Source organism: Cysteiniphilum sp. GTC20157 (assembly GCF_055396795.1).
In genome coordinates this window covers 1,996,971-2,016,948 of the sequence record NZ_AP044698.1, presented here as the reverse complement: position 1 = coordinate 2,016,948, position 19,978 = coordinate 1,996,971, and the positions used below count along the sequence as shown (strand labels likewise).

Here is a 19,978-nt window from a genome sequence, read left to right as displayed (position 1 = left end):
TCATCTAAGTTGTTGTTTCTATTTTGTTGGCGATTATACTAGAATGCCTAACAAAAACCTATAGCACATACAACCGTAATACGATAAAACGCCGTTGTAATGAGTATAAGCATTTAGGAAAAACGATTTATGCGCCCAGGTCCTATTTTTAAAGTATTAGGCATGTTGCTGATGTTCTTTAGTTTGACGATGTTAACTCCCATCATCGTCAGCTGGGTTTATCATGAACATAATAGCGAGCCTTTTTTATCGAGCTTTTTAATTACATTGATCTCAGGACTTGTCTTTTGGGCACTTAGCTCCAAGTCAAAAAAGCAGCTGACGGTTAAAGATGGCTTTATTGTCGTGATCGCTATTTGGTCGGTGCTTGGGTTTTATGGTGCGATTCCTTATATGCTGTCAAATGGGTTGCATTTAAGCTTTTCCGATGCGGTATTTGAATCGATTTCAGGGTTTACCACCACGGGTGCAACCGTCATTCATGGCCTTGATTCGCTACCTAAGAGTATCTTGTATTATCGCCAGCAAACCCAACTTTTGGGTGGTATGGGGATTATCATTTTGTCAGTGGCAATTTTACCGATGCTTGGCGTTGGTGGTATGCAGCTATATCGAGCTGAGGCCAATGGACCATGGAAAGAGAACAAGTTAACACCAAGAATTGCGGATACTGCCAAAGTGTTGTGGGGGATTTATCTTTTATTAGTCGTGCTATGTATTATTAGTTATAAATTTGGTGGTATGAATTGGTTTAATGCAATTTGTTATGCCTATTCAACGATTGGTACGGGTGGCTTTGCACCCAGTGATGCATCAATGAGTGGTCAAACGCCGTTGATTTATTCAATCTGTATCTTTTATATGATGATTAGTGCGACAAGCTTTGCACTGCACTTTACTGCATTTAAACGCATATCACTTAAAGTCTATTGGCGTGATCCTGAGTTTCGCGCCTATATCTTTTTTGCTTTTTCGATGATTGTGATTGTTGTATTAACCTTGATTTCGCAGGATGTGACCAAGAGTAATGATCGCGCGTTTTGGGATGGATTGTTTCAAGTCGCATCATTTGTCTCAAATACAGGATTTACAGCCGATGCAAATTACCATTTATGGCCATTGTTCTTGCCGATTTTGTTAATGGTCATAGGTCTTATTGGCGGATGTGCAGGTTCAAGCTCGGGCGGACTTAAGATCGTGCGCGCAGTACTTTTAAGAAAACAAGCTTTTCGCGAAGCACGGCGCTTAGTACATCCTGCGGGTGTTTTTCCCGTGAAGTTTGGCAATAAAGTCATGTCTGAAAGTGTGATGAGCAGTGTTTGGGGATTTGTTGCTGCTTATTTTATTTTATTCGTTATCTTGTGGTTATGCATGATGGGGGTTGGGATTGATTCAGTAACGGCATTCTCGGCTGTGGCAGCAAGTATCTCGAACCTAGGGCCTGGTCTTGGTCAAGTTGGGGTGAATTATGCCAACTTACCGATGGAGGCTCATTGGATCTTGAACTTCGCGATGCTCTTAGGGCGTTTAGAAGTATTTACCATTTTAGTATTATTCACCCCAGATTTTTGGCGTCGATAGCTAGGAAATCGGTTGTTGTATGGTGTTGTATTTCTTAAGTTCCTCCGCATCAATTATTCCACAATTAAAGAGTTTGGTTAATGCTTGTTCTAGGGTTTGCATGCCTTTGTTTTGACTGGTTTGCAATACATTATAAAGCTGAGGGATTTTATTCTCACGAATAAGGTTACGCACTGCCGTATTAGCAATGAGCACTTCATGAGCTGCGACACGTCCGCCTTCTTTTTTACGAATAAGCCGCTGAGCAATAACAGCTTGTAAAGACTCTGAGAGCATCGAGCGAATCATTGGTTGTTCATCTCCTGGAAAGACATTAATAATCCGATCAATGGTTTTGGGTGCAGATGAAGTATGCAAAGTGGCAAATACCAAATGCCCAGTTTCAGCGGCAGTTAACGCCAGACGAATGGTCTCAACATCACGCATCTCGCCAACTAGGATATAATCTGGATCCTCGCGCAGTGCTGCGCGAAGGGCTGCATTAAAGCTTAAAGTATCACGCTTCACCTCACGTTGATTGATGAGGCATTGCTGTGATTTATGAGTGAATTCAATTGGGTCTTCAATCGAGATAATATGCCCTTTTTCGGTTTTGTTGATGTGATCAATCATTGCTGCAAGTGTCGTGCTCTTACCACTACCTGTGGGACCAGTAACGACAATCAATCCATGCGGCTTATGCATGAGCTCTTTGAAAATCTCAGGCGCTTCAAGCTCATCCAATGTGTAAACACTCTCAGGAATCACGCGAAAAACAAGCGCACTGCCACGGTCTTGTTTAAACGCATTCACCCTAAAGCGCGAATGAAGCTCTGGCAAATGGACAGAAAAATCATATTCTAGCGTTTCTTGAAAATGTTGGAATTGTTCTAAGCTCATGACTTCATGCAAGTAGCTCTCAAGGTTTTCTTCAGTTAATAGCTCATCACTGGCAGATTCAATATGTCCATCAACACGCAGTTTGACTTTAGCACCACTAGAGAGGTGTAAATCCGATGCCTTTTTGCTAATACAAAGCGATAATAATTCCGTGAGGTTCATGTTAAGATATCCTTCTTACTAACTATACACTCTAAGACTATAGCAGATGAATTATGATCAAGAAGCGCAATTGCGACAAAATTTATCTAAGCTACAACAACGGATTGAATCATTAGTGGTACAAAGGACAACTAAACCAAAATTGTTAGCCGTATCAAAAAAACAGTCTATTGAGGCAATGCGTGTGATTTATGATGCGGGTATGCGCACATTTGCTGAGAGCTTTGTGCAGGAAGCAATTGATAAGATCTCCGGATTGCCAGAGGACATTACATGGCACTATATTGGACGCCTGCAGTCCAATAAACTCAAAAAAATCGCGCAACATTTTGATTGGCTGCATACGCTAAGCAGCATTGAATACGCTCAAAAATTACAGCGCCACTGTGCGGAAATTGATAAAACAATACAGGTGCTAATTCAGGTTAATGTTGATCTTGAACCACAAAAATCAGGCATTATGCTCAATGATTGCGATGCAATAGAGGGTTTAGTTGACTATATTGTTAAATATTGTCCTAATCTCAAGCTTCGCGGTTTGATGTGTATGCTTGAATATACTGGAGAGTATGATAAAGAGTTAGCGAGCTTTTATAAACTGGTTGAGTGTAAAGATAAGATAAACCAAAAGTTTAAGCTTAACCTGCAAGAGTTATCCATGGGTATGAGTGGTGATATGCCCGCAGCGATTGCCGCGGGTAGCACAATGTTACGTATTGGAAGTACTATTTTTGGTGGGCGTAAATAGGGAGACTAGGATGTTAAAGAAGATCTTTTGGAGTTTGAGTGCCACACTTGTGATTGTCATTGTGGTTATTGCCTTAATTAAGCGCCAAGCTGAGGCGAGGGTTGATCCTAAAGCGAAAGATTTTGCTAATATCGTCGTCTTTGGCGATAGTTTAAGTGATAGCGCGCCACAAGGGCAAGGCTTGGGCAATAACTATTGGGTTAAACCCAGTGGTATTACAGATAAAATGGGTGCACCAATTACAAGTGCATTAAGTGTGAATGATCCAACACGTAATACGTGGTTTAATTATTTTTTGGCAGAAATGCCGACGACTGAGGGTGATGATTTTTACAATATCAAAGACCTAAAGCCTAATATGGCTTATGATCACAATGTTTCTTTTGCAACTGCTTCGGCTGAAACCGGTGATTATTATTTGACAGATACAACATGGGCGCGTGATACGAGTGAACAATGTATCCATGGAGTTGGCAATTATGATGCTTATAATTGTGTGCCTGGCGTGTTAAAGCAGCTACAATTATATCTTGCTAATGTCAATAACAAGCCTAACCCCAAAACACTTTTTATTTTATGGGCGGGAGGCAATGATTTTTATCAGAATATCGTGCGTATTGCGTCAAACAATGGTCAAGCAATTGCGCGTCCGATTGATAATATCGTTAAAGCGGTAAAAATATTGATGCAACATGGCGTGCCTGTAGCAAATATCTACGTGCTTAATCTGCCTAATTTCTCGATGGTGCCGGCATTGACAAATTTAGTCGATGAACATATTCATAGTCATATTGTGCGTCAAAGTGTGCTAGCAGTGATTTCATCTATTTCACAAATGTATAACTTAAGTTTGCAAACTAATCTTGTGCTTCAGACTTTAGGTGAGTTCCCAGCCAATCATGTCTTTCCAATCGATCGACTGTTTTTAGATGTTTATTTTAATAAAGCCAATGTTTTGGCAAGTATTGGCATTACAAAACCTGTTGACTTAACCTGTGCTAAGGCGGAAGATTTGCCATATTGTAACGGCTATTTATTCTATAACGGTATGCACCCTACAACGATGGTGCATCGCTATTTAGCAAGTCAGCTGCTTCATTATATTCAGATGACCTAAAGCGCTCGAAGTCTTCACGTACTTCGGGTAATACACGTTGAATGCGTTGGGTTTCGGTGTTGATGAACACCCAATTGGTTTCGGCTTTGGCAACGATTTCACCACGCTGATTGATAAACTCATATTTGCGTAGTGCCGTTGAGCGCTTTATCTCATCAACCCACGTTCTAGCTTCAATGACCTCATTTAAGAAAACCTGCTTGATATAGTCAATAAAATGGGTTTTGGCAACCCATGTGCAATGGTTTTGGTGATAACGCTTGGTGTCCCAACCGCAGGCATCTGAATGCATCACGGCAATATCCTGCATCCATTTGATATAGACGATATTGCTGACATGCTTGTTGGCATCGATATGCTCCGCCATTACGTTAAAATATGTTTTGAATATTCGCATAAATTATTCCTTTAAACGCAAAACTCCATATAGTCTACTGATTATTATCGCTTGTTTGTTGAGTGATTTCTTGTTTATCTACTTGACGCAAAATACTGCCAGAAATACCAGCAGCCTCAACTTTGTGTTTGATGACATCACCATCACGTTTATTATAAACAGGTCCAACATCCAAGCGATACCAATCGCCTACTTTTTTAATGGTTGGCTTAAGACCTGCCAAAATAAGCTTGGCACGCGTGGCATTGGCATCACTTTGATTGCGATATGAACCAACTTGCAGCATATAGGTATAGCGATATTGCTTTAGTTTGTCAGGGTTAGCATCGACTTGTACGGTTTTGTTAGTCAGTGTGTTATAAAATGTGAATGTTAAAGGCTGATCGTCATCTTTCTTGTTATCCGTTTTGCTATCTTTCGTTTTCTTACTGTTTGTTGCGGCTGTTTCTTTGATCTCTTTTGCCTCTTTTGCACTGTTCTCATTCGCTGGAGGCACGCTAACGCCAGAGGTGTTGGCAGGTTGATGTGCTTCTTGAGTTGACTTACTGTCTGCTATGGCATTATCTTGTTTTTGATTGTTTTGCCCTTCAGTCTCACTGGCATTAACAGCTGTTTTGGGTGAGACATTTACCGTTTGTGCAGTCGTTGTTGCGGTGGCATCTTTGGATTCATTACCCCAATAAAAGCTAACAATAAAAGCAATAATCAATACGAGTAACAAAAGTGAGAGAATGATTTTCCTGATGGCTAATGAGGATTGCGTACGAGGCTTGTTATCTGCGGTACTCTTTTTACTTTTTTTATTGCTTTTAGCAGTAGTTGATGAGTTGTCTTTAGCAAAATCACGCATTGTAGAGAAGCTTGCCTTTTATTTATGGATTGTTTTTTAAAGGTATGCTAGAGATTTTAATAAGAACTTGCCAAAGTATAAAGTAGGTTTGTGCACTTTATCTGATTAACTGATTGCGTTTATCGCGTTTTACGCTAGAGTGATGCAAAAAGGTATTTAATGATATCAAGTGATGGAAGTACAAAAAAAGCATGTAAATATCAAACTGTTAGATGGTGACGGTGGCGCTAAAGAAATCACCGAAAAAGATATTCCCTCAGTTATGGCGGTACCATCTGGCATTATCTGGCTGCATCTGGATTTAACGCAAGCGGCTGATTTTTTAAATGAATATCAAGTGATTCCTGAGAAAATCATCGATATGCTATGTGCCAAAGAAACCAGACCGCGTATTTTAGTACTCGATAATGGTATGTTGGCAACTTTTCGCGCGATTAATCTTAATAAGGGGCAGAAGCCTGAGGATATGACATCGATCCGCATGTGGTTAAGCGAGCGCTTGATTATTACCGTCAAGCGTCGAGATCTGCACTCGATTGCTGAGATTAACAATATGCTACGCTTAAATGCGGGACCCTGTGCGACAAGTGAGTTTTTGAATATTTTATTGATGCATATTACCGAGCATACCGATCAGCTGGTTGATAGCTATGATGGTAAACTCGATGATATTGAGCTTTTGATTAAGAAGGAGCGATCGATTGAGTTATCCGATAAGGTCAATGCGATTTGTAAAAAGGTCATTAAAATCAGGCGCTATATTTTGCCGCAGCGCGAAGCGATATTGGCCATTTCAGCAAATAAACTGTCATGGCTAAGTGATGAGGACGTCTTTGAATTAAGGCAGGTGCTCGATGCGAATATGCGTCTATTGGAAGATTTGGATGCGATGAAAGATAGAAGTTTAATCATCCAAAATGAAATTCATGCCTATGAACAAACACAGATGAATCAGCGTATGTATATCTTATCGATGATTAGTGTGGTTTTTATCCCATTAGGGTTTATCACCGGTCTTTTGGGTATTAATGTTGCCGGGATTCCAGGGGCTGAATCGCATTATGGCTTTATTATTGTCTGCTCCATACTTGCGTTGATTATGGTGGGTTATATTGCCATTATGCGTAAAATACGTTGGATTTGATTGACCTTTGATTTTTTCTGTACCACTAGCATGAATCCTTGTTAAAATGCGTCGAAGTTTAATCAAGAGAGTTATTTTAGATGTCAATTATTAAAGTAGAAGATCTCATTCAAAGTGTTGCCGATGGATTGCAATTTATTTCTTATTATCACCCTAAAGACTTTGTGCAAGCAATGTATCGCGCTTATGAGCATGAAGCATCAAAGCCAGCAAAAGATGCAATTGGGCAGATTCTGATAAACTCGCGTATGGCAGCTTATGGTCATCGCCCAATTTGTCAGGATACTGGTATGGTTTGCGCGTTTGTTAAAGTCGGTATGGAGGCGAGACTTGATCGCACTGATCGTACGATTACCGAACTTGTTAACGAAGGCGTGCGTCGCGCGTATTTAAATTCGGATAATCCACTTCGAGCATCGATGGTTAATCCACCGCATGGCGCGCGTAAAAATACCAAGGACAATACCCCTGCAATTGTACATATCGATATGGTAGCAGGATCTAATATCGAGGTTGAGTTAGCTGCTAAAGGCGGTGGTTCTGAATTTAAATCAAAGTTTAAAGTCTTAAACCCCAGTGATAGTATCGTTGATTGGGTGCTTGAGATGTTGCCAACAATGGGGGCAGGTTGGTGTCCACCGGGCATTATCGGTATTGGTATTGGTGGCACGGCAGAAAAAGCCATGCTATTAGCTAAAGAGTCATTAGGTGAAGAGATTGATATGCATGAGATTCTTGAGCGTGGTGCGCAAACTGAGCTTGAAAAATTACGTGTTGAGCTGTATCACAAGATCAATGATCTAGGCATTGGTGCGCAAGGCTTGGGCGGATTGACAACGGTACTTGATGTCAAAATTCATGAATATCCAACGCATGCAGCATGTAAACCTGTGGCACTCATTCCAAATTGTGCAGCAACGCGTCATGTGCACTTTACCCTAGATGGATCAGGTGTTGCGCAATTACCTGTGCCAAAATTAGAAGATTGGCCTGAAATTACTGAAACTGATAAATCACAAGTGCGTCGCGTCGATTTAAATACCTTAACGCAAGCCGATATTGAAAATTTAAAACCAGGTGAAACATTACTATTAAATGGCAAGTTATTAACAGGTCGTGATGCCGCACATAAGCGTATTATGGATATGGTGAAAAATGGCGAGCCATTGCCAGTTGATTTAAAAGGTAAATTTATTTATTACGTGGGACCAGTTGATCCTGTGGGTGATGAGGTGGTCGGTCCTGCGGGTCCTACAACGGCAACGCGGATGGATAAGTTTACTGATTTTATGTTGAGTGAAGTTGGTATTGCCGGCATGGTCGGTAAAGCCGAGCGAGGTCAGGCAACGATTGATTCCATCAAAAAACATAAGGCAGTTTACTTAATGGCAGTTGGTGGAGCGGCTTATCTTATTTCTAAATCTATTCGTAAGGCTCGCGTCGTTGGATTTGAAGATCTGGGAATGGAAGCGATATATGAGTTTGAAGTGGAAGATATGCCGGTGACGGTTGCTGTTGATAGTCAAGGGACTTCAGTGCATCAAACGGGTCCCAAAGAATGGAAAGTAAAAATTGCTGAGATGAAACTATAGTCACCTATCAGCACTATTTCTCGTTCCCTGAGCAAAGTCGAAGGGGGAATGCTGATACGAGATGGCTTCGACTAGCGCTCAGCCAACGACTCTGCATGGAAGAAAGATAAAGAAGCAGAAATAGCAAAATAATGACAAAAGCATAATGAGTTAATTACCCCTCACCCGCGCAGCTTAGGCTGCACGACCTCTCCCTCAAGGGGAGAGGTGAAAATATGCAAATATTTCCCAAGCAATAATACTGTTTGTCCCCTGAGCTAAGTCGAAGGGGTAATGCTTAATAAGAAATGGCTTCGACTAACGCTCAGCCAACGATTGCATGTGAAAGGCGATCAGGAGAAATGCTTATAACTGAAAGGAAAAACAGAAAATAGGGTAGTGACTACCCTATGAACAAGCGATGGATTTGTGGATATTGGATTGTGTGAAAATAATCCAATATAAGGCTTCAATATGTAGGTTTTGACGATAAAATTTTAGTGCCAACATTGGTTCTAATGTGACAATATTACGCTTCAAATCATTATGCGTGCGAATAAATGTAAAATTTAGAAGTTGCTCATTAGGCAGTGTTAAATGAAACATGCGTTTGATCGGCTGACTATATTTAATCGAAAGTTGACCGATTTCTTTGAATGTTTTTGCCTCAGTAATCCATTCTTCAAATTTTTTAATCAGAGGTGTGTTCCGAGTAGCGTTAAATAAAGCCATTTTAGGGGCTAATCACAACAGTTAATGGTAATGATATTGATCATACCTTTGATTGAATGGTTTATAAATCATTTTGGCTTGAGAAATGGTAATTTAATAAAAAAGTGAAGGCGGTTTGCCGTGTGTGAATTTTTTAAAGGTGCTAATAAAAGCGCTATCGCTATGATAACCTAATGCTCGAGCAACAATTGATGTGCTTTGATGTTGCGGCAACAGCACCAAAGCATAGAGCATTTTGTACTGCTGTAGCCAGTAGGAAAATGACAGTCCCGTTTCTTTTTTGAAAATACGAGATAAATGGCGTGCGCTGAGATGCGCTTTTTGAGCGATAACTTCAATGGATACTGGTTGTGCTAGCTGCTTATCAATATAAGTGATTAAGTCACGCAGCAAAGGATGTGTTGGGAAACTTAAAGCATAGTTAGGAGCAGATTGATCATCACGCATAGCTTGTAGCAATGCTTGTGTGAAAACAGGTGCTATATCTTGACCTTGTTGATCAACCTTTAATATCAGCTGTTTAGTTAGTTCATCTGGTTTGCTAATGATAACCTCTGCGGGTAATAGTGGCATGTTTTGATCAAAGTACAGAATGACGCCATCGATATCCTGAGCGCATTCGATGCCATGAGTGATGCCTGATGGGATATAAATCGCAAAACCAGTGGGCACGATATAGACTTTATGACCGACGATAACCTTTAACACACCTTTTTGCATGTAGCTTAATTGTGCTTCATCATGTTGGTGTAATTTAGCCGTTGGCAAGCGGCTAATATCAATACTTAAAAGGTGTGCAAGCTGATTCATTATCTTATCTTAAATGAGTTAAGCCTTAGCAAAAATAATCAATAACAAACCGATAAAGTAGAAGATAAACATCCACAGCAAAAGTTTGTTAGCTGATTGCGGTGCATGCTTGAATTCACGCCAAATAAAGACACCCCATAGAGCGGCAATCATCGTAGCACCTTGACCAAGCCCATAAGAAATGGCAGGTCCTGCAGTGCCTGCAGCAATAAAGTTCAAGCCTGTACCCAAGCCCCAAATGGCACCTCCTAAAATACCAAAAATATGTGCTCTAAAGCTTCCTTTAAAATAACCCGCACCTTTGATTGGATCACCAATAAATGGCTTCTTCATCATCCATGTGTTGATAATGAAGTTTGATAAAAACAAACCAATCGCAAAAATAACCGCGGCACTATAAGGTGTTAGTTTCCCTGCTTCAGGCGTGTGGAAATTGGTAATCATCGATGCGGCAACGAAATAGTAAAATGTACCCATCAATGCGCCAGAGATTAGTGCAATAATGAGTCCTTTTTTAAATGCTGATTGCGTTAAGTGCGCTTTGAGTGTCTTATATGCCTTGGCATCAAGGATAATAGCAATAGCGACACAGATCACACCGATAGCTAAAACTAAGGCATTACCCAATGGATTGGCAATGTAATTAAGAATCACGCCAAGCACTAACGCAAGTCCAATAGCAACAGGGAAAGCCACTGCCATGCCAGCAATGTCAATGGCAGCAACGAGTAAGATATTAGCAAGATTAAAGACAATACCACCAATAAGCGCAAGTATAATCATATTGGTATTTGCCTGCGCCAGATCAGTAAAAAATCCACGTCCAATGCTACCGGTGTTACCCAAGGTGATGGCAAGAATAAAGCTGATCAAGAGCACACCAATAGCATAATCCCAATAGAAATATTGAAAGGCCCATTGTTTGCCTGTTGCTTTTTGAAGGTTTGCCCAAGATCCCCAACAAAGCATTGTGATAATACAAAATAAAATCGCCAGTCCGTAAGATTGCGCGAAAAACATAAGAAAACTCCTGTTAAATGATTGCTAAAACGCGCCAATGGTAGAGAAAATTAAATTAAAAAGATAGTGTTCTGTAAATTAAATACTGAAATGCTTGCGCCATGCCTAAAAAAGAGGTGTAGTATTGGCGGTTGATGGTCTATAACTGTATTAAGGAAGATAAAATGTATCAAACGGTATTAGAAATGGCGGAAGGATCAAATATTCAAGCAAGAGAAATAATGTATCACATTGAGTTTATTGGTGATGTAAAGCATGCATTTGCCAAGTCTTTTAATATGCTTAAACGAGATCCAAATATGAAAATGGGTGATAATTATCGCCATCGTGCGTTTGCTGTGGGTGATATTTTGCAGGGTGAGATTAGCGTGAGTCCACACAGCGAGGTATTTCACCAATCAAAAAAGCTTAATAAATACCAAGGTGGGATCGATCGCAATTTCCCATTAATTGAGATGGATATTGCCAGGAAAGTGGCTAGCGACATTATCATGGCACATATTTATCCTAGGCTGCCAGCATGTGATTATCATTTTGGTATTCATCAGATTCGCATATATACCAATGATGAGGTAACGGGTAAGCCAGCTCCTGAGGGTGTGCATCAAGATGGCTTTGATTATGTCACGGTGGTTTGTGTTGATATGCAAAATATCACGGGAGGTAATTCGCTATTGGTTGATATCAGTAATCATCAACATATCTATGTAAATCAAGCGTTGAAAGAGGGCGAGATGTTTCTCTTTAATGATCGCAAATATGCGCATTATGCTTCACCAATTGTTCCTTTATTACCAGGGGCGGGATATCGCGATGTATTTGTGATTACTATGCAGATTAAAAAATAACAAAAAGGTAAAAAAATAAAAGGATAAAATGGTTTATGTTTGATGTAGATAAAATACGCCAAGGTTTTCCTGCGTTGATTAAATCCAATCCGGTGATTTATTTTGATGGTCCAGGTGGCACGCAGGTAAGTTCTGCTGTGATTGAGGCTGTAACTAAGTTTATGGCAGACGGTGTTGCGAATTTGGGTGGTTTTTATCAAAGTAGCATTGTCGCACAACAGCAAATGGATCGAACTAGAGAGGCAATGGCAGCGCTCATCAATGCAAAAGATTCTAAAGAGATCAGCTTTGGGCAAAATATGACAACCATTACATGGGCACTATCACATGCAATTGCCAATACTTGGTTGCCTAAGGATAACATTATTGTCAGTGAGCTTGATCATGAGGCAAATGTCAGCCCGTGGCTTATCAAGGCAAAGGAGAAGGGTGTTAATGCCGAGATAATACCATTTGATCAAGATAGTTATACGCTAGATCTTGATCGACTTGAAACGATATTGAAAAAGGGGCGGACAAAACTCATTGCGATTACATTGGCATCTAATATTTGCGGTAGTATTACTGATATTGCGCGTGTCAGTGCTTTGGCAAAACAGTATCGGGTTAAGCTATTTGTTGATGCAGTGCATTTTATTGCACATCATAAGGTTGACGTGCAAGTGATTGGTTGTGATTGGTTGGTATGCTCAGGTTATAAGTTCTCAGCACCACATATCGGTATTTTGTATAGTAAATCACAAACAATGGTATCCATTAAACCCTATAAAATAGCGCCAGCACCTAAAGTTTTGCCTTATGCGCTAGAAACCGGAACACAAAACTTTGAAGCATTGGCAGGTTTAGAAGCAGCCATTTATCACAAAGCTGGTTTGATCGATGAAAAAATGGCAAAAACGGATTTAAAGGCAGCATTAACACTAAGCATGTTGGCGATAGAGAGGCATGAGCTAATACTTAAATCTTACTTTTTGCAAAAACTAGAGGCATATTCACACATCACGGTGCATGGCATAGACTGTAAGGATAACTTAACCAAGCGCACGCCAACATTTGCAATAACTGTTGCCGGTATCAGTAATAGAGACTTAGCTCAAGCCTTGGCCCAACATCATATTTGTGTCGGTTATGGACATTTTTATGTGCCACGATTTATTGAAACACTAGGCCTAGATCCAAACGATGGTGTGCTACGCATCGGCTTTGCTTATTATAATACCCTAGCTGAAATTGATTATTTATTTGATGTTTTAGCTGAGACGATTAAGTTTAAATTAAGTGATGAAGTTGTTTTGAGATGATTTCATATAAGACCGCATTATGACCTTGTGAGATATTCGCCATATAAAAGCAGAGATTTCTTAAATAAATTTCAGAGATCTCCTCTATCTTGCAGCCAGAGTATTTGAGAGAATAACTTTCGTGGCAGGACGCTACGGCTCAATAACACTCCCTCCCCTTTGTTACTAAGAGTTGATCACAAGGATGTTAAAACCCTCTTAAGGATATTCCAGTTAAATAATAAGCTTTATTGATGTATAAGAGATTTTTATTTTTAGCGATAGACCTTTTACATTTATGTCCAATATCTGCGGTAAGTAATAATGCACAAATAAGTTGAGTTTCAATTTCCCCTCACCCGCACAGCTTAAGCAGCACGACCTCTCCCACAAGGGCAGAGGTATTAGTTAGCGCAACTTATTCTTGATTTATTACTAAGTCGATTTAGTTATGGTTATTTTCGGGCGTTAGGCTAGCGTTATTACGCATTTTTGTTGCAAGCTTGTGAATGGTTGCTGGATAAAAAACATGTTCAAGTGATTTGATGGCTTGCTCTAGCGTTTCAGCGGTGTCAAAGGGTAAAACATCAATGCGTTTTTGCGCGATGATTTTACCACTATCCAAGTGTTCATCAACGTAGTGTATCGTGGTGCCGTGGATTGTGTCTTTGGCATCGATCACGCGTTGATGGGTATTTAAGCCTTTGTATTTAGGCAGTAGTGATGGGTGGATATTGATGATTTGCTGTGGAAATTTCTGGATAAAGTCAGGTGATAGAATACGCATAAATCCAGCTAAAATGATCAAGTCAGGATGAAATGGTTTAAGTAGCTCAGAGAGTAGCTGATCATATTCCTCTCGGGTTTGTTGTTTTTGCCTAGGTAAATATAAGCAGGGAATATTGTGATTAAGTGCGCGTGTGATGGACTCAGATGCCTTATCAGAAATGATCGCACTGATCTTTATATCATCTTCATTATGTAGCTGATCAATGATCGCTTGCAGATTTGAGCCATATCCTGACGATAGAACCACAAGTTTAAATATCGATTTATTTGCCATGGAAGTAGCTAACATGCGCTTGTTGTTGCTGCGATTGGCTTAAGTGACCAATTTCCCAAGCAGTTTCACCAAGTGCTTTAAGTGTTTCAAGCATCGCCTTTTTATCACTTTGTGCTACTGCCATTACAATGCCTGCACCACAGTTAAATGTTTTAAGCATCTCGCTTTGGCTAATATTGCCATTTTGTTGCAACCACTGGAAAATTGCAGGAAATTGCCAACTGTCTAAGTTGATATTTGCACAAGTGAAATCCGGCAATACGCGTGGAATATTCTCAGTAAAACCGCCACCGGTAATATGGCTTATCGCATGAATATCATATTGCTCAAGTAGTTTTAAGATCGTTTTGACATAAATGCGCGTTGGCGTTAATAACGTTTCGCCTAAGGTACTTTGTTGAAAAGACATGTTTAAGTCAGCATTAACATGTTCAATGACCTTACGCACCAATGAGTAACCATTGGAATGCACACCTGATGAGGCGATTGCAATTAAGGCATCGTCTGCTTTGACCTTGTCACTTGAAATGATTTTATCTTTTTCAACAATGCCAACACAGAAGCCTGCAAGATCATATTCTTCACCTTGGTACATGCCAGGCATCTCAGCGGTCTCCCCGCCGACAAGAGCAGCACCTGATTGGCGACAACCCTCAGCAATGCCGGATATTACATCAGCTGCTTGATGAGCATCAAGCTTCCCAGTGGCATAATAATCAAGGAAAAATAATGGCTCAGCGCCACCAACAATTAGATCGTTAACACACATTGCAACCAAATCAATACCAATGGTTGTGTGATCGTTTAATTCAAAAGCAAGTTTCAACTTGGTGCCAACACCGTCAGTACCTGAGACTAACACGGGATTTTTATAACGATCCAAGGGGATTTCAAACAAAGCGCCAAAACCACCTAAGCCGCCTAATACTTCTTTGCGCATGGTGGATTTAGCTAACGGTTTGATTTTCTCGACAAGCAGGTTGCCTTCATCGATGCTCACACCAGCATCTTGATAACTTAATGATTGATCACTCATGACTATGCGTAACTGTTAACCGCTGCAGTGGGCAAAGTATATACTGATCATGATTCATTTTACAGGATTTTTTGCTGTGTAATCTTGTATAAATTAATGGTACTACCTTTAGGAAAATCACTAACCACCCATGGCAGCTTCGCATTAGAACCTCACGCCATCTCGGCTCAGGATGACAAATCAAGGGTGTCATTGCGAGCATGGATGCGTGGCAATCCATTTTATCAGGGATGGTAGGTTTAAGTTCGCTGCAAAGCCTATTCTGTCAGTGTGTACAGATATCCTTATAATGTTTAATCTTTGACATAGCTTAATGCTTCTTTAAAAGTGTGAACGCCTGCTTCGGGACGAGTAGCATTTTCACTTAAAAATCGGCGATAAAGACGCGCGTTAGGGTAGCCGTTAAATAGATTAAGTGTATGACGCGTAATATGATTAAGCTTGCGATCAGGCGCTTTTAGCTCTTCTTCAATATAGGGAATTAAACGCTCAGCAACGTCAAAAGGCGTAAGCTCATGGCTTGGTTCGTTATAAAAAAGCTGATCAACATCTTTAAATAACATCGGGTTGTGGTAAGCTTCGCGCCCAATCATCACACTATCGACATGTTGTAGATGTTGGTTGATGTCATCTAGGGTTGTTATGCCACCGTTAATGCCCATTAACTGATTGGGGAATAATTTTTTGATTTGATAAACGGTGTCATATTGTAAAGGCGGGATCGTGCGATTTTCTTTGGGGCTTAAGCCATTTAGCCAGCCTTTGCGCGCATGAATACAAATAAAATCAGCCTTAGCATCGACAATGCCTTGGATAAAGTAAATGAGTTCTTCAAAGCTATCTTTATCGTCAACACCGATGCGACACTTTACTGAAATAGGGATATTAACCGCGTGTTTTAAGGCATTAACACACTCGGCAACGAGCTCAGGTTTATACATCAAGGATAGTCCAAAATCACCACGTGAGACGCGATCACTTGGGCAGCCAACATTCAAATTGATTTCGCTATAACCTAAGTCTTCAGCAAGCTTAGCGCAAAATATGAGATCATTTGGATTGTTGCCACCTAATTGTAATGTTAGTGGATTTTCCTCTGGCGAGTACTGCAATAAACGCGCACGTGGTCCATGAATGATCGCATTAGCTGTAATCATCTCGGTGTAAAGCATTGTTTGTTTGGTAATTAAACGCATTAAATAACGATAATGCCGATCTGTCCAATCAATCATTGGTGCGATACAAAGTGTGCGATTGAGTTGTTGTGTCATTGGTGTTCTATTTATTCAAAAATTAAGAAGGCTATGGTAAAACATTCCCTGTAATTGTAAATGGAATTGGTGAGTTATTTAATGCCGGAATGATTACCGCGTTTTTAAATATCTTTTAAAGGTTCTCATAAAACACTTTAATAATACCATCCTCAAGCATGCGTGCTTTAATGCGCTCTGAACGTGTCAGATCATTTAGCATAATGGAAAAACTCAACAGGTGATTACGCTTTGTTAACAGGTAACCTGAAAGTGTCGAAACACCAGCTAATGTGCCAGTTTTGGCGTGGACACGACCTTGCAGTTTGCCACCCATGCGATAAGCTAAGGTACCATCCTCACCTGAGCTTGGTAGTGCGCTGTATAAGCGTTTGCCAATACTGCTGTTATAGACATTGGTCAATAATGACACCATAAATTGAGGCGTTACCGAATCAAGCTTAGAAAGGCCTGAACCATCCTCCATATGCAACCCATCAGTATCCACTTTATAGGTTTTGCGGATAAGGGATTCAACAGCCTTAGTCCCAGTATCATTATTGCCTCGACCTGCTTCTTTATAACCTACAGTGCGCATAAAGCTCTCGGCATATAGATTGTCAGACTTTAAGAGCATATGGGTAAGCAAAGTGTCGATAGAGTCAGATGAAACACTGGCAACTTCAATTAAGCTTGATCTACTCGGTAAGTTGCCAAATAAAGTGTTGCCACGGTGTTTAATGCCAACTTGTGAGATAAAGTCATTAATCGTATCTTTTGTTTTTAAGGCGGGGTTAGCAATCGCAAGATTAAGGTAGGTTTCTGCTTTAGCCGGAATGCAGCCTGAGAGATTGAGTACATTGTTTCGCGTCATATCAATATCAAACTTGCATTTACCACGATCTTGGGCTGTGGCTAAGCGAGTTGTGTTGTTGATCGTGATATTCGTTGTATTGGCAATATTTTTTACTTTGGTGCGTGTGCCGCTGGTGTTGATAAGCTTAATCACAAAGCAATTTTTATTCATATTTAAGCTTGAGGCAGGTGCTGCAAAACAATAGGGGGTGTCGTTTTTAGACCAGCCATTAGGTACATAATCTCCGGTAAAGTGGTTAGCGATTAAAACAATATCACCATTAACACGTTTGATACCATGTTGTTTGGTTTGCGAGATCAGGTTATATAAAGTCGCACCGGTAAGACTTGGGTCTCCTGTGAACTCGATGTACAAGTTGCCATTTAAAGTACCATTGTTATATTGTGATTTTTTGTAGAAAACAGATGTTGTAAATTGGAAGTTTTTAGGCAGTGCCGTTAACGCCGCAATTGCTGTAAAAACTTTGTTGTTACTTGCCGGTGTAAAGGGTCTATCTTTGGCATATTGATAAAGCAGCTTTCCAGAGTTAACACGCTCAACGGCAATGCCGATAGAGGCGTCGGATAAGCGGTACATCTTAACAAGTGATTGGATTTCGCTGCGCACGGAAGCATGCGCAAATGTAATGGTGCTGATTAAGGCACAACTAAGTAGTAAAATAAATTTTTTCACAATGAACGCTATTTTAAACTATCGATTTTTAACGATGTCGTTGATAATACCAACTTTTGGAAGCAAATGTCATCACTGAACTGGCATATAGTAATGAATCAAAAATAAGTTACGTCAGCGAATACCTCTCCCCTTGTGGGAGAGGTCGCACAGCTTAAGCTGTACGGGTGAGGGGAGTAATTGAAGCTCAACTTATTTTTGAATTATTACATACCGTTTGTAAATTATTTTACGGTGTTGTGTCGAAGAGGTTTTTGATGCTTTGGATGTTTTTGGGTGGTATATATGTATAAACTGAAACTAACGGAAGTCGTCTTGGACGTTTATCTTGGTGTCTATGATTTTGAGCAAGCGCAACTACAACAAGTTAAACTGGATTTGATTATTAGCTATCACAAAGCACCAAAAGGGTGTCTTAGTGATGATCTTAATGAGACAATTTGCTATGCGACACTTAATGAGTTGTTATTGAAAACAGCATGGCAAAAGCGCTATCAATTAATCGAGCATTTAGCACAATCGTTGCTTGATGTGCTAACAGAGATGCTTGAAGCGTATAAAGTAGATATTTATCTTGAGCTACATAAAAAGCCGCCGCTAGATAATGTGGCATTGGCAAGCTTTTGTGTGGAGCATATATGTGCGAAGTAGTCTTGGGGCTAGGTAGCAATGTTGGGCGTAAGTTATCAAATTTGCGTCAAGCGGTTGATTTGATTGCAAAGCGTATTGGTCGGGTGCAAAAAGTCTCCCCCATCTATCAGACCAAAGCACTTTTGCCACCTAATGCACCGTCAAGCTGGGATATTGATTATTATAATTTAGCCGTTTTGGTGCAAACACATCTAGAGCCTGAGGCGCTGTTAAGTGAAATAAAAAATATTGAAATAGCAATAGGTCGCGATCCAGAGCACGCTTTTTGGTCGCCGCGTGAAATCGATATCGATATTTTATGTTGTGAAAATTTAAACTATCAAAGTGAGCACTTAATCATCCCGCATAAAGAACTACTTAAGCGTAACTTTGCCTTAAAACCTTTGTTGGATGTTTATCCTTACTGGCATCATCCTCAGTATACAAGTGGTTTATATCAATATATAAAAACAATGCCAATGCTTGAGATTGCACCTTTTACCTTAGCAGGTAGTCAAATGATGGCAATTGTTAATTTGTCGAATGATTCTTTCTCGCAACAAGGTGAACAGGTAGTGCCGCTTGAGCAATTTGAACAATATATTATTGAGCTTGTCAATGAAGGCGCTGAAGTCATTGATTTAGGGGCTGAGAGTACCAAGCCGGGTGTAGAACCAATAACAGCGGAAGTTTATTGGCAGAGGTTAAAGCCTTATTTGGAGATTGTTGAGGTGCTGGTTGATGCGCGAATTTTACCTGTTGATCTTAAGGTCAGCATTGATACCTATCATGCTGAGGTGGTAGCAAAGGCGCTAAATTATACTTGTGTCAATATTATTAATGATATTTATGGAATTGAGGCAAAAGCGATTGCCGATTTAATCAAGGATAAAGCTGTTGATTATATTTTTATGCATCAATTAGGTGTTGCCGGTGATCAGTATCTACCAACTGATCATGCTCCCGTGTCTGAAGTCATTGCTTTTGCTAAAGAGAAAATACACATGCTAGTAGATGCAGGTATGCACAAGGAACGACTAATCTTTGATATTGGTATTGGTTTTGGTAAAACTACGTATCAAGCACAATGCTTACTTGCAGCCATTGCTGAAATTAAAGAAGCACTTGGAATCAAAATACTCGTCGGACATTCACGTAAATCATCTGTCATGCCATATGTTGCAAGTAAAGATAATGCTGAAAAGGACCTAGCTACAGCAATGATTTCGCGTGATTTAATGAAAAAAGGCGTTGATTATCTGCGTGTGCATAATGTGCGATTAACCGCGATGGCGAAGCATATTTAATGGC

General features: G+C 40.2%; 19 protein-coding genes. 9 read left to right on the top strand and 10 right to left on the bottom strand.

What is annotated here, in order from left to right:
- Positions 1-129: 129 nt before the first annotated feature.
- Positions 130-1,581: a potassium transporter TrkG gene (locus ACZ5V8_RS09075; RefSeq protein WP_464217525.1), complete on the top strand. Its 1,452-nt coding sequence runs from the start codon at positions 130-132 to the stop codon at positions 1,579-1,581.
- Here ACZ5V8_RS09075 and ACZ5V8_RS09070 read toward each other — a convergent pair whose 3' ends face one another.
- A complete protein-coding gene (locus ACZ5V8_RS09070) occupies positions 1,582-2,622 on the bottom strand; it encodes a type IV pilus twitching motility protein PilT (protein ID WP_464217524.1) in 1,041 nt (346 codons plus the stop codon).
- Positions 2,623-2,668: 46 nt separating this feature from the next.
- On the opposite strand from ACZ5V8_RS09070, the gene ACZ5V8_RS09065 reads away from it, so the two are divergent.
- Positions 2,669-3,370, top strand: coding sequence for a YggS family pyridoxal phosphate-dependent enzyme (locus tag ACZ5V8_RS09065; protein ID WP_440615418.1), 702 nt, complete (start codon positions 2,669-2,671; stop codon positions 3,368-3,370).
- 10 nt (positions 3,371-3,380) lie between these two features.
- Positions 3,381-4,487 carry an SGNH/GDSL hydrolase family protein gene (locus ACZ5V8_RS09060; RefSeq protein ID WP_464217523.1) on the top strand — a complete coding sequence of 369 codons (1,107 nt, stop codon included), beginning with the start codon at positions 3,381-3,383 and terminating at the stop codon, positions 4,485-4,487.
- Here the strand turns inward: ACZ5V8_RS09060 and ACZ5V8_RS09055 are convergent.
- Complete coding sequence (locus ACZ5V8_RS09055; RefSeq protein WP_464217522.1) at positions 4,426-4,884, bottom strand: acyl-CoA thioesterase; 459 nt, start codon at positions 4,882-4,884, stop codon at positions 4,426-4,428. The genes ACZ5V8_RS09060 and ACZ5V8_RS09055 overlap by 62 nt on opposite strands.
- Positions 4,885-4,918: 34 nt before the next feature.
- Positions 4,919-5,734: an SPOR domain-containing protein gene (locus ACZ5V8_RS09050; protein ID WP_464217521.1), complete on the bottom strand. Its 816-nt coding sequence runs from the start codon at positions 5,732-5,734 to the stop codon at positions 4,919-4,921.
- A gap of 172 nt (positions 5,735-5,906) precedes the next feature.
- Here ACZ5V8_RS09050 and ACZ5V8_RS09045 point away from each other — a divergent pair, with 172 nt between their 5' ends.
- Both ACZ5V8_RS09045 and ACZ5V8_RS09040 read left to right on the top strand, forming a co-directional pair.
- Positions 5,907-6,878 (top strand): zinc transporter ZntB, encoded by a 972-nt coding sequence (locus ACZ5V8_RS09045; RefSeq protein WP_464217520.1) that lies wholly within the window; start codon positions 5,907-5,909, stop codon positions 6,876-6,878.
- Positions 6,879-6,958: 80 nt separating this feature from the next.
- Complete coding sequence (locus tag ACZ5V8_RS09040) at positions 6,959-8,470, top strand: fumarate hydratase (protein ID WP_464217519.1); 1,512 nt, start codon at positions 6,959-6,961, stop codon at positions 8,468-8,470.
- A 387-nt stretch (positions 8,471-8,857) separates the two neighbouring features.
- On the opposite strand, the gene ACZ5V8_RS09035 is transcribed toward ACZ5V8_RS09040, so the two are convergent.
- The 3 genes from ACZ5V8_RS09035 to ACZ5V8_RS09025 form a co-directional block, all read right to left on the bottom strand.
- The gene (locus tag ACZ5V8_RS09035) at positions 8,858-9,181 is read right to left on the bottom strand and encodes a hypothetical protein (protein ID WP_464217518.1); all 324 of its coding nucleotides are present in this window, start codon (positions 9,179-9,181) and stop codon (positions 8,858-8,860) included.
- A gap of 93 nt (positions 9,182-9,274) precedes the next feature.
- Positions 9,275-9,991: a helix-turn-helix transcriptional regulator gene (locus tag ACZ5V8_RS09030; protein WP_464217517.1), complete on the bottom strand. Its 717-nt coding sequence runs from the start codon at positions 9,989-9,991 to the stop codon at positions 9,275-9,277.
- 18 nt (positions 9,992-10,009) lie between these two features.
- Positions 10,010-11,011 carry a GRP family sugar transporter gene (locus tag ACZ5V8_RS09025; RefSeq protein ID WP_464217516.1) on the bottom strand — a complete coding sequence of 334 codons (1,002 nt, stop codon included), beginning with the start codon at positions 11,009-11,011 and terminating at the stop codon, positions 10,010-10,012.
- Between the two features lie 164 nt (positions 11,012-11,175).
- Here ACZ5V8_RS09025 and ACZ5V8_RS09020 point away from each other — a divergent pair, with 164 nt between their 5' ends.
- Both ACZ5V8_RS09020 and ACZ5V8_RS09015 read left to right on the top strand, forming a co-directional pair.
- Entirely contained in the window at positions 11,176-11,859 is a 684-nt protein-coding gene (locus tag ACZ5V8_RS09020) for a 2OG-Fe dioxygenase family protein (protein ID WP_464217515.1), read from the top strand.
- A gap of 35 nt (positions 11,860-11,894) precedes the next feature.
- Positions 11,895-13,160 (top strand): cysteine desulfurase-like protein, encoded by a 1,266-nt coding sequence (locus ACZ5V8_RS09015; RefSeq protein WP_464217514.1) that lies wholly within the window; start codon positions 11,895-11,897, stop codon positions 13,158-13,160.
- Positions 13,161-13,584: 424 nt separating this feature from the next.
- On the opposite strand, the gene purN is transcribed toward ACZ5V8_RS09015, so the two are convergent.
- From purN to dacB, 4 genes are all read right to left on the bottom strand, one after another.
- The gene (purN, locus tag ACZ5V8_RS09010) at positions 13,585-14,202 is read right to left on the bottom strand and encodes a phosphoribosylglycinamide formyltransferase (RefSeq protein WP_440615430.1); all 618 of its coding nucleotides are present in this window, start codon (positions 14,200-14,202) and stop codon (positions 13,585-13,587) included.
- Complete coding sequence (gene purM / locus ACZ5V8_RS09005; RefSeq protein WP_464217513.1) at positions 14,192-15,238, bottom strand: phosphoribosylformylglycinamidine cyclo-ligase; 1,047 nt, start codon at positions 15,236-15,238, stop codon at positions 14,192-14,194. Before purM ends, purN begins: the two co-directional genes overlap by 11 nt.
- Before the next feature lie 293 nt (positions 15,239-15,531).
- Positions 15,532-16,509 carry a tRNA dihydrouridine(20/20a) synthase DusA gene (dusA, locus tag ACZ5V8_RS09000; protein ID WP_464217512.1) on the bottom strand — a complete coding sequence of 326 codons (978 nt, stop codon included), beginning with the start codon at positions 16,507-16,509 and terminating at the stop codon, positions 15,532-15,534.
- A 115-nt stretch (positions 16,510-16,624) separates the two neighbouring features.
- Complete coding sequence (gene dacB, locus ACZ5V8_RS08995; RefSeq protein ID WP_464218733.1) at positions 16,625-18,040, bottom strand: D-alanyl-D-alanine carboxypeptidase/D-alanyl-D-alanine endopeptidase; 1,416 nt, start codon at positions 18,038-18,040, stop codon at positions 16,625-16,627.
- Positions 18,041-18,322: 282 nt separating this feature from the next.
- Between dacB and ACZ5V8_RS08990 the strand changes: the two genes are divergently transcribed.
- Both ACZ5V8_RS08990 and folP read left to right on the top strand, forming a co-directional pair.
- On the top strand, positions 18,323-18,688 hold the full coding sequence (locus ACZ5V8_RS08990) for a dihydroneopterin aldolase (RefSeq protein ID WP_464217511.1): 366 nt from the start codon (positions 18,323-18,325) through the stop codon (positions 18,686-18,688).
- A complete protein-coding gene (gene folP, locus ACZ5V8_RS08985; RefSeq protein WP_464217510.1) occupies positions 18,676-19,974 on the top strand; it encodes a dihydropteroate synthase in 1,299 nt (432 codons plus the stop codon). The genes ACZ5V8_RS08990 and folP overlap by 13 nt, the downstream gene beginning before the upstream one ends.
- Positions 19,975-19,978 lie beyond the last annotated feature (4 nt).

What these genes read in the sequence shown, in the direction of transcription:
- dusA (WP_464217512.1), bottom strand. Translation starts at nt 16,509, where the DNA reads ATGACACAACAACTCAATCGCACACTTTGTATCGCACCAATGATTGAT.
- ACZ5V8_RS09060 (WP_464217523.1), top strand. Translation starts at nt 3,381, where the DNA reads ATGTTAAAGAAGATCTTTTGGAGTTTGAGTGCCACACTTGTGATTGTC.
- ACZ5V8_RS09030 (WP_464217517.1), bottom strand. Translation starts at nt 9,991, where the DNA reads ATGAATCAGCTTGCACACCTTTTAAGTATTGATATTAGCCGCTTGCCA.
- ACZ5V8_RS09075 (WP_464217525.1), top strand. Translation starts at nt 130, where the DNA reads ATGCGCCCAGGTCCTATTTTTAAAGTATTAGGCATGTTGCTGATGTTC.
- ACZ5V8_RS08990 (WP_464217511.1), top strand. Translation starts at nt 18,323, where the DNA reads ATGTATAAACTGAAACTAACGGAAGTCGTCTTGGACGTTTATCTTGGT.
- ACZ5V8_RS09055 (WP_464217522.1), bottom strand. Translation starts at nt 4,884, where the DNA reads ATGCGAATATTCAAAACATATTTTAACGTAATGGCGGAGCATATCGAT.
- ACZ5V8_RS09020 (WP_464217515.1), top strand. Translation starts at nt 11,176, where the DNA reads ATGTATCAAACGGTATTAGAAATGGCGGAAGGATCAAATATTCAAGCA.
- ACZ5V8_RS09070 (WP_464217524.1), bottom strand. Translation starts at nt 2,622, where the DNA reads ATGAACCTCACGGAATTATTATCGCTTTGTATTAGCAAAAAGGCATCG.
- ACZ5V8_RS09045 (WP_464217520.1), top strand. Translation starts at nt 5,907, where the DNA reads ATGGAAGTACAAAAAAAGCATGTAAATATCAAACTGTTAGATGGTGAC.
- ACZ5V8_RS09065 (WP_440615418.1), top strand. Translation starts at nt 2,669, where the DNA reads ATGAATTATGATCAAGAAGCGCAATTGCGACAAAATTTATCTAAGCTA.
- ACZ5V8_RS09040 (WP_464217519.1), top strand. Translation starts at nt 6,959, where the DNA reads ATGTCAATTATTAAAGTAGAAGATCTCATTCAAAGTGTTGCCGATGGA.
- folP (WP_464217510.1), top strand. Translation starts at nt 18,676, where the DNA reads ATGTGCGAAGTAGTCTTGGGGCTAGGTAGCAATGTTGGGCGTAAGTTA.
- ACZ5V8_RS09015 (WP_464217514.1), top strand. Translation starts at nt 11,895, where the DNA reads ATGTTTGATGTAGATAAAATACGCCAAGGTTTTCCTGCGTTGATTAAA.
- purM (WP_464217513.1), bottom strand. Translation starts at nt 15,238, where the DNA reads ATGAGTGATCAATCATTAAGTTATCAAGATGCTGGTGTGAGCATCGAT.
- ACZ5V8_RS09025 (WP_464217516.1), bottom strand. Translation starts at nt 11,011, where the DNA reads ATGTTTTTCGCGCAATCTTACGGACTGGCGATTTTATTTTGTATTATC.
- ACZ5V8_RS09050 (WP_464217521.1), bottom strand. Translation starts at nt 5,734, where the DNA reads ATGCGTGATTTTGCTAAAGACAACTCATCAACTACTGCTAAAAGCAAT.
- ACZ5V8_RS09035 (WP_464217518.1), bottom strand. Translation starts at nt 9,181, where the DNA reads ATGGCTTTATTTAACGCTACTCGGAACACACCTCTGATTAAAAAATTT.
- purN (WP_440615430.1), bottom strand. Translation starts at nt 14,202, where the DNA reads ATGGCAAATAAATCGATATTTAAACTTGTGGTTCTATCGTCAGGATAT.